The organism is Pararhizobium sp. LjRoot238 (genome assembly GCF_964252955.1).
Classification (GTDB): Bacteria; Pseudomonadota; Alphaproteobacteria; order Rhizobiales; family Rhizobiaceae; genus Pararhizobium.
Genome location: NZ_CAXUPP020000001.1, coordinates 835,511 through 848,177 on the forward strand (window position 1 = coordinate 835,511; position 12,667 = coordinate 848,177).

Below are 12,667 nucleotides of genomic sequence, written 5' to 3' on the forward strand. Positions count from 1 at the left end.
TTTTGCATGCGCTATAGACCTTTTGTCCGAGAATGGACAGGACTGTAGCCGTCAAGAATTGCCAAGTTGTTTCTTCAGCGCATAAAGCGCATCCATCGCTTCGCGCGGCGTCATATCATCCGGATTGAGGCTTTTCAAAGCCTCCTCCACTTTGGACGGACCGGCCCTGGTGTATTCCTCGCGGCGGATGGCGACCTGGAACAGCGGCAGGTCGTCGATCAGCTGGCTTGCCGGGTTCTTGCGATCGGCATCCTCGAGCTTTGCCAGCACATCCTTGGCACGCGCCACGACGGACGCCGGAAGCCCTGCAAGGCGGGCGACCTGAATGCCGTAGGAACGGTCGGCGGCACCCGGGCCGACTTCATGCAGGAAAATGACGTCGCCATGCCATTCCTTGACCCGCATGGTAGCATTGGACAGCCGCGTCAGCTTTTCCGAAAGCACCGTCAATTCATGGAAATGCGTGGCGAAAAGACCGCGGCAACGATTGGCTTCGTGCAGATGTTCGACGGCGGCCCAGGCGATCGACAGGCCGTCGAAGGTGGCGGTACCGCGGCCGATCTCGTCGAGGATGACGAGGGAACGATCAGTCGCCTGGTTGAGGATTGCTGCCGTCTCGACCATCTCGACCATGAAGGTGGAGCGGCCGCGGGCCAGATCGTCGGAGGCGCCGACACGGGAAAACAGCCGGTCGACAATGCCGACATGGGCGGATGCGGCAGGCACGAAACTGCCCATCTGCGCCATGATGACGATCAGCGCGTTCTGGCGCAGGAAGGTCGATTTACCGCCCATGTTGGGGCCAGTGAGCAACCAGATCGCTCCGTCGCCCTCGCCATCATGCGGCGACAGATCGCAGGCATTGGCGACGAAAGCGGTTCCCGCCTGGCGGCGCAGCGCCTGTTCGACGACCGGGTGACGGCCGCCGTCTATGGCAAACATCTTCGACAGATCGACCAGAGGACGGCAATAGGCCTGCTCCTCGGCGAGCGTCGCGAGACCGGCCGATACGTCCACGACCGCGAGCGCCAGCGCCGCTGACTTGATCGCCTCTGCTTCGGCGACCACAGCAGCGGTCAGCCTGTCGAAGGCCTCGAGCTCGATCGACAGCGCCCGGTCGGCGGCATTGGCGATCTTGGTTTCGAGATCGGACAGCTCCGTCGTGGTGAAACGCATGGCATTGGCCATGGTCTGGCGGTGGATGAAGCGCGCCCGCGCCTCGGGACCTTCGGTCATCGGCCCGGCATTGCCCTGCGTCACCTCGATGAAATAGCCGAGCACGTTGTTGTACTTGATCTTCAGCGACTTGATGCCGGTTTCCTCGGCATAGTTCAGCTGCAGACCGGCGATGACGCGGCGAGACTGGTCGCGCAGCGCCCGCATCTCGTCAAGCTCGGGGCTCGCGCCATCGCGCAGGAAGCCGCCGTCTCGCTTCAAGAGGGGAAGCTCGTCACCGAGAACCGTTGCGAGTTTCTGCACAAGCTCGCCCGGCAGCGCCCTCAGCGCCTGCAACGAGCCGGCCAGTTCTTCGGAAAGATTTCCGCTGCCAAGCAGCCCCGCCACTTCAACCGCCGCCTTGCAACCCGCCAGGATCGCGCCGAGATCCCGCGGACCGCCGCGGCCGAGCGACAGACGCGACAAGGCCCGCGGCATATCCGGCACGTGTTTCAGCGCGGAACGCAGGTCGCTGCAGAAGGCGGGTTGATCGGAGAGCGCGGTGATCGAATCGAGCCGGGCGTTGATCCGCTCCGGATCCGTTAGCGGCGACATCAGCCGCTCGGCAAGCAGACGGGCGCCGCCGCCGGTCACTGTCCGATCCAGCGCCTTCAGGAGCGTGCCGTTGCGATCGCCGGACTGCGTCTTGACGAGTTCGAGATTGGCGCGGGTGGCGGGATCGATGAACAGCGTCGAGGCGGCACTTTCCCGCTCGGGCGTGCCGAGCGGCGGACGTTCGGCGAACTGCGTCTTCTCCACATAGGAAATCGCGGCTGAAGCGGCGGCGAGTTCGGCGCGGGAAAAACTGCCGAAGCCATCGAGCGTCTTCACGCCGTAATAGCGGGTGACGCGGTTCTCCGCCGTGGCGCTGTCGAACAGGACGCCGGGTTGCGGAACGGCGACGCGGCCGAGAATGTCGATGACCGGGCGCATCTCCGGATCATGGAAGACGGTATCGGCGAGAATAAGTTCTCGCGGCTCGATGCGCAGGATATCGGCGAGCAGCCGCGTCTCGGTGGTTTCGGCGAGCCGGAAGACGCCCGTGGAAATATCGATCCAGGCGAGCGCGATTGCCGGCTCCGAACTGCCGCGAATGCGGGCGAGCGCCATCAGGTAGTTCGATTCGGACGGCGAGAGCAGCTTGTCCTCGGTGATCGTACCGGGCGTGACGAGGCGCACGACGTCGCGCTTGACCACCGACTTGGAGCCGCGTTTCTTGGCTTCCGCCGGATCTTCGACCTGCTCGCAGACGGCGACGCGGAAACCGAGCCCGATCAGCTTCTGCAGGTAGTCGTCGGCCGCATGCACCGGCACGCCGCACATCGGGATTTCCTGACCGAGATGCTGGCCGCGCTTGGTGAGCGTGATGCCGAGTGCCCGCGAGGCCTCGACGGCGTCCTGGAAGAACAATTCGTAAAAATCGCCCATGCGATAGAACAAGAGCGAATCCGGATTGTTCGCCTTGATCTCGATATACTGCTCCATCATCGGCGTGGCGGTGGCGCGGCTTTCCTCCGTCGCCAGTTGAACGGCGGTGAGAACCTCGGCATTGTGGGTGATTGGCTCGGCTATAAAAGTCATGCTTGTCCCAAAAAAGTGGTGCCACACTATCCATGCGCGTTTATAGAAGACAACAACAAAGCGGCGCAGGAGTGCCGTCGCCCACAAAAGGTTGGAGGATCCATGCCGGCAAAGGACAAGAGCAGTCGCAGCACGACCAGCGTAACGGACCAGGAAGCGCTCGACTTCCACTCCCAGGGAAGGCCCGGCAAGCTCGAAATTTCTCCAACCAAGCCTATGGCGACACAGCGCGACCTGTCGCTTGCCTATTCGCCCGGCGTCGCCGTCCCGGTCAAGGCAATCGCGGCCAACCCCGCAACCGCCTATGACTACACGACCCGAGGCAACATGGTGGCCGTCATTTCCAACGGCACCGCCATTCTCGGCCTCGGAAATCTCGGCGCACTGGCTTCAAAGCCGGTGATGGAAGGAAAGTCGGTCCTGTTCAAGCGTTTCGCCGACGTTGATTCGATCGACCTCGAAGTCGATACGGAAGACGCCGACGAATTCATCAATTGCGTGCGGTTCCTCGGCCCCTCCTTCGGGGGTATCAATCTGGAGGACATCAAGGCGCCGGAATGCTTCATCATCGAGCAGAAACTGCGCGAGATCATGGATATCCCCGTCTTCCATGACGACCAGCACGGCACGGCGATCATCGCAACTGCAGGCCTCATCAACGCGCTACAGCTGACAGGCCGCGATCTCAAGACCACACGGCTGGTGTGCAACGGCGCAGGTGCGGCGGCGATTGCCTGCGTCGAGCTCATCAAGTCGATGGGTTTTGCGCCCGAAAACATCATCATGTGCGACACGAAGGGCGTCATCTATCAGGGCCGCACCGAAGGCATGAACCAATGGAAGTCCGCGCATGCGGTCAAGACCGACCGGCGTACGCTCGAAGACGCAATGGACGGCGCGGATGTGGTGCTCGGCCTATCGCAAAAGGGTGCCTTCTCGGTGGCGATGATCCGCTCCATGGCGGCGAAGCCGATCATCTTCGCGATGGCCAATCCCGATCCGGAAATCACGCCGGAGGAGGTGTCTGCCATTCGCGACGACGTGATCATGGCCACCGGCCGATCCGACTATCCGAACCAAGTCAACAATGTGCTTTGCTTTCCCTACATGTTCCGCGGTGCGCTCGACGTCCATGCCTCGACCATCAACGAAGCCATGAAGATTGCGGCGGCCGAGGCCTTGGCAAACCTTGCCAAGGAAGACGTGCCGGATGACGTGGCTGCCGCCTATCAGGGCAACCGGCCGCGCTTCGGGCCGCAATACATCATTCCCGTGCCGTTCGATCCGCGTCTCATCTCGGCCATCCCGGTCGCCGTCGCCAAGGCTGCGATGGACAGCGGCGTTGCCCGCAAACCGATTGCCGACCTTGCCGCCTATGGCCGCCAGCTTTCCGCACGCCGCGACCCGATCGCTTCGACGCTGCAGCGCATCTACGAGCGCGTACGCCGCCAGCCGAAGCGGATCGTCTTTGCCGAAGGCGAAGAGGTGCAGATGATGCGCTCGGCGCTCGCCTATGTGAACCAGGAACTCGGCACGGCGCTGCTTCTCGGCCGCGAAGAGCAGATGCGGGAGATGGCTGAACGCGAGGGCATCGACCTCGACCGGCCTGGCATCCAGATCGTCAATGCGCGCATTTCCAAGCGCACCGGCGCCTATACGGACTATCTCTACGCTCGGCTGCAGCGGAAGGGCTACCTGTTCCGCGACGCGCAGCGCCTGATCAACAACGACCGCAATCACTTCGCCGCCTGCATGGTGGCTTTGGGTGACGCGGACGGCATGGTGACGGGCATTACCCGCAACTATTCGACGGCGCTCGAGGACGTGCGCCGCTGCATCGACCCGAAACCGGGACACCGCGTCATCGGCGTGTCGCTGGCGCTTTGCCGCGGCCGCACGGTGCTGGTCGCTGATACCGCCGTGCACGACATGCCGTCGGCGGAAGAACTGGCCGATATCGCCGAGGAAGCGGCAGGTCTCGCCCGCCGGCTCGGTTATCTCCCGCGCGTGGCGATGCTTGCCTATTCGACCTTCGGCCACCCCTCCGGCGAACGGTCGGAGCGGGTCCGCGAGGCCGTCAACATCCTCGACAAGCGCCGCGTCGATTTCGAGTATGACGGCGAGATGGGCGCTGACGTAGCGCTCAATGCGCGGGTGATGGAACAGTATCCGTTCTGCCGCCTGTCCGGCACCGCCAACGTGCTCGTCATGCCGGCATTCCACTCTGCCTCGATCTCAACCAAGATGCTGCAGGAACTGGGCGGATCGACCGTCATCGGTCCGCTGCTCGTCGGCCTCGACAAATCGGTTCAGATCGTTTCGATGGCCGCCAAGGATTCCGACATCGTCAACATGGCGGCACTTGCGGCACACAACGCCGGCAGTTGATCGGAGTAAACCGACAAACGAAAAAAGCCCGCTCGGGAAACCGGAGCGGGCTTTTTCATGCAATATGTCGATCTTGATCAAAAATACTCAGGACGAGCCTGCTGAATACTTGTTACGCAATGCAGAAGGTCTGCTCAAAAAGCTGCCACTCACGAGCAAACTGTATTCAAAAATGCTGCATCGCGTCAAGATATTTTGCGCCTGCGAAGGCTTTTTTCAATCAACTGGCGAACCGGCCTGCATCTGCACCGTAATAGTTGAGGTAACGGCCGGAGATATTGGTGATCGGCAGGACGATCAGAACATCCGTGGTGCGGAAGGCATGATCGACGACTGCGCCCCTGCCGACCATGGCGCCGAGGCGCATGTAACCCTTGATCAACGGCGGCAGGGCGGCGAGCGCCTTGCGCATGTTGATCGCTTCGACCGGCATCAGATCCATCGTGCGGAACAGTTCCGGGCGGGCCGAGACGTCCCATTCCTCGCGCACCACCATGTTGTGATGCAGGAAGGAGAGCGCCAGTGCATGTTCTTCCGGAATGACGCCGGGGAAGGAGCCGCAGCCGAACATGGTGTCGACGCCGTATTTCAGAGCATAGGCCCAGTTGCCCTGCCACAGAAGCTCGACGGTGCGCTTGGTGCGATATTCCGGCAGGACGCAGGAGCGGCCGAGTTCCATGAACTTCTTGTCGGGGTGGCGTTCCAGCAGGGAACCGACGGAAAATTCGGAAGCCGAGTAAAAGCCGCCCGTCGTGGCCGCGACGTCCTGGCGAAGCAGCCGATACGTACCGACGATCTGGTCTTCCGGATCGCCCTCGATCGACGTATCCAGCACCAGCAGATGATCGCAGACGAGGTCCCACGCATCGGCATCGCGCTTGCGGCGGTCGGCATCCGGCGGGATCTGCGCCTTCATTTCCTCGACGAAGACCTTGTAGCGCACCGCCTGCGCGGCATCGATCTCCGCCGCATTGCGGGCAAGGCGGGTTTCGAGATTTCCGATACGACCGAGCACATCCGGTGCCGGGGCACTGACGCCCCGGACACGGGTCTGCGGCTGGTCAGCCACGATCACCAGATCCAAAGGTTCGACTGTCATTGCGCGTCATCCTGGTCTCTACAATCCTGCCTGGCTTAAACCACGTTTCTGCGACAGGATAGTGACATCGGAGCTACAAGCAAAGACCGGCCGTCATTGATCGAGCAAGCGGCCGATTTCCACGGTCAGCACCTTCGGGTCGGCAGGCTTCGAAAGGACCGCGCTCGCCCCGGCGGCCAGCAATTGTTCACGGGTGCCAGTCTGGTGGTCAGACGTAAGCACGATGACCGGAACGGCCCTTCTTCCCGACTGGCGCTCCTCCTCGCGAACCCGTCTCAGCATCGAGAGTCCGTCGCCGCCGGGCATGTTGAGATCGGTGATGATCAGTTCCGGGGCGACGCGGATCGCCGCCGGCGCATCAAACAGGGCGACAGCAAGCGCTTCGAAATCCCCGACGACGCGCACCGAGTGACCGGCGCGCTCCAGGACAGCGCGGACCATGAAGGCGTTGACCGGATCGTCTTCCGCCAGAAGCACGCCGCCTTCGACCGGCTTTTCGCGCAAGGCCGGGGCTTCACGCAGCACCGGTCGGTTGTCGTTGATGGCGTCGCGCACTTCCATTCCCTTCATGCGGCCCCGCAGGACCTCGACCAATGACTTTTCCCGCAACGGCCGAATGAGCCATGCATGATACCCGTCCATCTGGTTGATCGGCCGACCGTTGCGTTCTTCCGGATTGACGAGATAGGTCTTGCGCAGCTTCTGCTGCTCAAGGCTTGGCATCTCCACCAAGAGCTGCCGGAACTGCGCGGCGTGCCGGTGATCGACGATGATGTCCGTCAGCAACGTTGCCGCCGAAAGCGCATGAACGGCGACTGCCTGCGCCTCTTCTAGCGTTTCGGCGCATTCGCAGAAGCCGCCAAGTGTTCTGATTGTCGAAGAGAGTGCCTTGGAGGCAGGACCTGCAGGCGCCATCACCAGAACCCGAGAACCGGCAAGGACACCTTTTCTGGCAAGGGCGGCAGCGGCAAGGTCGCAGCCGAGGGCAGGAAAGCGGATTTCGAAAGTGCTGCCTTTGCCTGGAACGCTGGAGACCGTCAGCGAGCCGCCGAATTCCTCCATGATGCGCCGCGAGATCGCCAAACCAAGACCGGAACCGCCGGAGCGCTGGGCGTTGCCTCCCGCCTGTTCGAACTCGTCGAAGACACGGGCCTGCTCCTGTGCGGTCATGCCCGGGCCGCTGTCGTCGATTCGGATGACAATGGCCTCGCGCTCGACGGAGGCACTGACGAGAACACCGCCAGTACGCGTGAACTTGACGGCGTTGCCGACGACATTGAACAGAACCTGGCGCAGGCGGGCTGCGTCGAAATCCATCAGGCCCGGCACGTCCGCGGTGACGGTAGCGCCGATTTCAATGCCTTTTTCATGCGCCCGGTGCGACAGCATCTCGACGACGCTTTCGACCGTCTCGCGCAGCGGCTCCGGCGTCGGGCGGAGCTGGAAGCGGCCAGCCTCGATCGAGGAGAAATCGAGCAGGTCATCAACCAGCTGCACCAACGCATGGCCGGACTGGCACATGCCGGCGAGATAGTTTTTCTGCTCGCTGGTCAGCCGCGTCTGGCTGATCAGATCGCTCATGCCGAGAATGCCGGACAACGGCGTGCGGATTTCATGGCTGACCGTTGCCAGCAGCCGCGACTTCGCCTGGCTGGCGATTTCGGCCTTGCGGCGCGCTTCCTCGCGTTCACGGGCAACCCGGCTTTCCTCGGTAACATCGCGGGCGATGCTGTGCAGCATGAAGACGCCGCTCGCCGGCTCGCGGGCGATGACGTCATGCCAATCGAACAGCTTCACGCCGGAATCGGTGCCGATCCGCACGATATAGTGATTGGGGCCGGTTGCAGGCTCGAAATCGATGCCGAGCACCTCGCAGGTCATGCCTTCCGGCTGCAGCCATCCGGTCACACGGCGGAAGACGGTGTTGGCCTGCACGATCTTGCCGCCCGGTTCGCGGATGATCGCGATATCGCCGAGTGCGTCGTGGATGGTGGAAAGAAGCTGCGATGTTTCGCTACGCTCCCAGTGTTTGTCGCTCGCCTTTTCCGCGCGGACACGGCCATAGGCCGCAGCGGGGCGAGCGACGGAGCGATACCAATCCCTGAGCAGCAGAGCAGAACCCGTGATACCGGCGCCAGCAAGGCCTGCAGACAGCAGGTAGAGGCCCGCGTCGATGCCGGCACCGAGAATGGCGGCGGAGCAAAGCAGGCCCGTAACGGCCAATGCCGGTTTCAGCGCCGGAAATTTTTCCTTGGGCACATCGAAGCGGTCGTTCGGCTCCAGCGAATGGGGGTCGTCGCCCGGCGAGACCCCGGACGCGCCTTGCTGCCCCAGCGTGCGGCCGGGCGCGCTGAACTCGGCTGCAATCCGCTTCTTGAGGTTTGGCAGGTCGCTCATGACGCCTGCCTAACACGACAAGCGTTTTGATTGGCTTCAACCGGTCTTTAAAATTTTACACGTCCTGCTTTTTCATATGCAGGATCTCGTCGAGGATGATCGCGCCGGCGCCAAGCGTAATGAAACTGTCAGCGAGATTGAAGACGGCGAACGACCATGTCGGCAGGTGAAACAGCACGTAGTCGATAACATAGCCAAGCAGCAGGCCATCGATGAGATTGCCGATGGCGCCGGCGATGATCAGCGCATAGCCGAGATGCGTGAAGTACCGGCCATCAGGTGTCTTTCGCCATAGCCAGATGACGAAGGCAACAACGACGACCCTGAGGCCAATGATGAACCAGCGCTCGACGCCCGAGAACAGCGAAAAGGCAACGCCGTAGTTGTAGACGCGGTGCAGCGCCAGGAACGGCAGGACGGGCACGTCCTGACCATAGGGCAGCCAGAGCTCGACTGCCGCCTTGATCACTTGGTCGAGCAGGACCGCCACGACGATGAGGACCGCGATGGGCAGCGGCCGGGAAAACAAAGCCGGACGATGCGTCATGCCCTGGCGTCCAGCGTCAGGAGATGGCGGCGCGCCTCGAACAGCATGATGCCGGTGGCGATCGCCAGGTTGAGCGAATCGGCGCGGCCCTGTTGGGGAATACGGGCGAGTGCGGTCGCCTCCTTTGCCAGCTCGTCGGGCAGGCCCGCCTGCTCGTTGCCCATCAAGAGAACGACGGGCTTCTTGCGGTAGTCGATGGTGCGATAATCGACGGCGCCGGCGAGATGCGTGGCAACCACCTGAACGCCGGCCGCCTTCTGCCATTTGATGAAATCGGCGACGTTGGCGCGGATGACCGGCATTGCAAAGACCGAGCCCATGGTCGCCCGCACCGTTTCCAGCGAAAAGGGATCCGTGGTCTCGCCGATCAGGATGACGCCGGACGCCCCTGCCGCATCGGCGGTGCGGATGATGGTGCCGAGATTGCCGGGATCGCGGACGCGATCGAGCGCCACATAGGTCTCACCCAGTTCGGGCCTAATATCCTTCAGGCTTGCATAGCGCTGCTCGAAGACGCCGACGACCATCTGCGGATTGTCGCGACGGGTAATGGCCGACAGCACCTTTTCGCTGACTTCCAGCACCAGGCCGCCGGTCGATACAGTCTTCAGCGCCACCTGCTCGACCTGCGCCTTGCCCTTGGCCGCCTTGGCGTAGACCAGCGTCTTTATGGTCCAGCCGAGATCGAGCGCGTCGATGACGAGCTTCAGCCCTTCGGCGATGAAGGAATGCGTCTCGTCGCGCTCCTTCTTGTTGGACAGCGCCTTGATGTCCTTGATGATCGGATTGGCAAGGCTGGTGACTTCCTTTACCTGGCCGACGCGGCGGGGGCCGTGGTCCCTGTGGTCATAGTTCATTTCGGCACCCATCGGCTAAAAAGGGAGGTGGAAAGCGCCCGGCCCGGCTCATTGCCGTCAAGCCCGCCTTCCCTCAAGATAAGTTCGCCCGATTCCACCACGCCGCCACGCCCGCGCATCGTCTCGCGCATCAACTCATGGATGGAATAGAAGCTCGCGCGGATCGAATAGGCTGTGAGGACGAGGCCCCTCGCCTCCGGCGACAGTATCTCGCGGCAGATGTCGAGCATCAAGGCGAGATGGTCGAAAAGCTGCCAGACCTCGCCATTCGGGCCGCGGCCGAATTTCGGCGGGTCGGTCAGGATGATGTCATAGCGGCTGCCGCGGCGCTCCTCGCGCTGGATGAACTTCATCGCATCCTCGCAGATCCACCGGATCGGCAGATGCTCGGCACGGCCCAGCGCCTGGTTTTCCCGCGCCCAGCCGATCGCCTTCTTGGAGGCATCGACGTGGGTCACCTCTGCACCGGCCTTGGCGGCGATCAGCGAGGCGACGCCGGTATAGCCAAAGAGGTTAAGCACTTTCAGCGGCCGGCCTGCGGTTTCGATCTCACCCTTCATCCAGCTCCAGTGGGCGAGCTGCTCGGGAAAGACGCCGACATGGCGGAATGCGGTGAAGCGGCCGTAGAACTCGGCGTCTAGGATCTGCATCGGCCATGTCTCGCCGAGCGCATCCTTCGGAAACCGCCAGCGGCCCATGCCGTCCTCGTCCGTGTCTCCGGTGAAGATCGAATCCACATTATCCCAAACATGCGGCGGCAATGTCTTCGGCCAGAGCGCCTGGGCCTCCGGCCGCACGATCCGGTAGGGGCCGTATTGCTCGAGCTTCAGGCCGTCGCCGCTGTCGATCAGGTGATAGTCACGCGCGCCCTTTGTCTCGAGGATGACCGGGATGCGCTCCTGTGGCTTCGCTCCGCTGCGGATACGAACTTCGGCGCGGGGCGGCTGGCTCTCGAGGGCTGCCATCTTTGCGGCGACCTTTTGGGTGACTGGCTTTTCTACGCTTTTGCGAACGAAAGGAACGCCATCGCCACGCGCCGGATATCCCTGCGATGTTTTCTTGGCCAACGGTTTACCGGCGCCAGGCGGTTTTCCGCGCACAGCCACCGTCTGCCCGGCTTTTCCTTTGGGCCGTCGATCTTTGTCTTTCACTCGGGGTCGTCCGTCATCTCTTCGCTTCAAGCGCTGCAAATAGCACCGCTCCTCCTGTTGGCAAAGCTGTTTCACGTCTTACATACGGGGCACAATCGCGACGAGGGAGAATCATCATGGAAATGAAGGGGGAAGAGCGCATCGCCGCTCAACGGGATGCGGTCTGGGCAGCGCTCAACGACCCCGACGTTCTCAAGCAGTGCATACCGGGCTGCCAGTCGATCGAACGAAAGTCAGCAACCGAGTTTTCGGCGTCGCTGAAGGTGAAGATCGGTCCGATCCCGATAGTCTTCTTCGGCAAGATTACTCTTTCGAATGTCAAAGCATCCAACAGCTATACGATTTCCGGTGAAAGCGCAGGCGGTATCGCCGGCCTTGCGAAAGGCCGCGCCGATGTGACGCTGACCGAATATGGCGACGAGACCATATTGGCCTATGATGCGAGCGCGGAAATCGGCGGCAAGCTGGCGCAGCTTGGGTCGCGGCTGGTCGGCTCAAGCGCCAGCAAACTGGCCACAAAATTCTTCTCCGATTTCAGCGCCGCCGCCAACGCCGTATCGGAAGCCTGAGGCCTACTTCGATGAAACGGGAAGCATGGTCTGCGACGCCATGGTTTCCGCGCGGGTACGGTGCTTCTCCGCCTCGGCATGCCACTTGAGCGCTTCGCTGGCCTCGTTGCGCGCCCGCTTGCGATACTTGCCCTGGCTGAACCAGGTGGCAAGGGACCCGAGGATCATGCCGATGATCACGGCAAGAAACAGGAAAACGAAGAACGGCGCCGAGGCGGACAAAACGCTATCGGCCGGATTGAACGGATTGAGCGCCAGGGTGACCATCTGCCGATTGGCGACCGACAGCACGATCAGGACGATGCCGATCGGAACCAGCACCACGATATTCACCAGCTTCTTCATCATCATTCCGTCTCCGTCATTCTAGCCCGACGCAGTGGCACTTTGATCTGCGGCATAATTTTGTCCTTAAATCGGTGGGATCTAAGGAATTATGCAGGCGCATCGAGCGGACCTGTACGGCTCATTCATCATCTTCATCGTCGGAACCGGGATTGAGCCGCTCACGCAGTTCCTTGCCGGTCTTGAAGAAGGGAACCCATTTTTCCTCGACGAACACACTGTCGCCGGTGCGCGGGTTGCGCCCGGAGCGCGAAGGCCGGTTCTTGACCGAAAACGCGCCGAAACCGCGCAATTCGACCCGGTTTCCGCCAGCCAGGGCATCTGTGATTTCATCGAGAACTGCGTTGACGATATTTTCGACATCACGGTGATAGAGGTGCGGATTGCGAGCCGCAACAATCTGCACCAGTTCTGACTTGATCACTGTCGCCCCCTCTTGTGAATTTACGTTTGTTCTTAAAGTGTTATGCCCATCGAATGGCCATGTCCACCTGTTGTGCAGGATGCCGAGCCGTTTT

Annotated in this window: 10 protein-coding genes; 2 read left to right on the plus strand and 8 right to left on the minus strand. The window is 61.9% G+C overall.

The genetic code is table 11. The features are described from left to right. Nucleotides 1-51: 51 nt before the first annotated feature. Nucleotides 52-2,796, minus strand: a complete 2,745-nt coding sequence (gene mutS / locus ACSQ3F_RS04220; RefSeq protein ID WP_436099076.1) for a DNA mismatch repair protein MutS — start codon at nucleotides 2,794-2,796, stop codon at nucleotides 52-54. Between the two features lie 102 nt (nucleotides 2,797-2,898). On the opposite strand from mutS, the gene ACSQ3F_RS04225 reads away from it, so the two are divergent. Beyond that, complete coding sequence (locus tag ACSQ3F_RS04225) at nucleotides 2,899-5,184, plus strand: NADP-dependent malic enzyme (protein WP_436099077.1); 2,286 nt, start codon at nucleotides 2,899-2,901, stop codon at nucleotides 5,182-5,184. 220 nt (nucleotides 5,185-5,404) lie between these two features. On the opposite strand, the gene ACSQ3F_RS04230 is transcribed toward ACSQ3F_RS04225, so the two are convergent. From ACSQ3F_RS04230 to ACSQ3F_RS04250, 5 genes are all read right to left on the minus strand, one after another. Then, on the minus strand, nucleotides 5,405-6,283 hold the full coding sequence (locus ACSQ3F_RS04230; RefSeq protein WP_436099078.1) for a GNAT family N-acetyltransferase: 879 nt from the start codon (nucleotides 6,281-6,283) through the stop codon (nucleotides 5,405-5,407). Nucleotides 6,284-6,376: 93 nt separating this feature from the next. Continuing rightward, nucleotides 6,377-8,680 (minus strand): ATP-binding protein, encoded by a 2,304-nt coding sequence (locus ACSQ3F_RS04235; protein ID WP_436099079.1) that lies wholly within the window; start codon nucleotides 8,678-8,680, stop codon nucleotides 6,377-6,379. A 55-nt stretch (nucleotides 8,681-8,735) separates the two neighbouring features. Next, nucleotides 8,736-9,227, minus strand: coding sequence for a signal peptidase II (lspA, locus tag ACSQ3F_RS04240; RefSeq protein WP_436099080.1), 492 nt, complete (start codon nucleotides 9,225-9,227; stop codon nucleotides 8,736-8,738). Next, nucleotides 9,224-10,084, minus strand: a complete 861-nt coding sequence (locus ACSQ3F_RS04245) for a TrmH family RNA methyltransferase (RefSeq protein ID WP_436099081.1) — start codon at nucleotides 10,082-10,084, stop codon at nucleotides 9,224-9,226. Before ACSQ3F_RS04245 ends, lspA begins: the two co-directional genes overlap by 4 nt. After that, nucleotides 10,081-11,049: a class I SAM-dependent methyltransferase gene (locus ACSQ3F_RS04250; RefSeq protein ID WP_436099082.1), complete on the minus strand. Its 969-nt coding sequence runs from the start codon at nucleotides 11,047-11,049 to the stop codon at nucleotides 10,081-10,083. The genes ACSQ3F_RS04245 and ACSQ3F_RS04250 overlap by 4 nt, the downstream gene beginning before the upstream one ends. Nucleotides 11,050-11,351: 302 nt before the next feature. On the opposite strand from ACSQ3F_RS04250, the gene ACSQ3F_RS04255 reads away from it, so the two are divergent. After that, the gene (locus ACSQ3F_RS04255) at nucleotides 11,352-11,804 is read left to right on the plus strand and encodes a CoxG family protein (protein WP_436099083.1); all 453 of its coding nucleotides are present in this window, start codon (nucleotides 11,352-11,354) and stop codon (nucleotides 11,802-11,804) included. A 3-nt stretch (nucleotides 11,805-11,807) separates the two neighbouring features. On the opposite strand, the gene ACSQ3F_RS04260 is transcribed toward ACSQ3F_RS04255, so the two are convergent. Both ACSQ3F_RS04260 and ACSQ3F_RS04265 read right to left on the minus strand, forming a co-directional pair. Further along, entirely contained in the window at nucleotides 11,808-12,152 is a 345-nt protein-coding gene (locus ACSQ3F_RS04260; protein WP_436102032.1) for a LapA family protein, read from the minus strand. Nucleotides 12,153-12,270: 118 nt separating this feature from the next. Continuing rightward, nucleotides 12,271-12,654, minus strand: coding sequence for an integration host factor subunit beta (locus ACSQ3F_RS04265; protein ID WP_436102033.1), 384 nt, complete (start codon nucleotides 12,652-12,654; stop codon nucleotides 12,271-12,273). Between the last annotated feature and the right edge of the window lie 13 nt (nucleotides 12,655-12,667).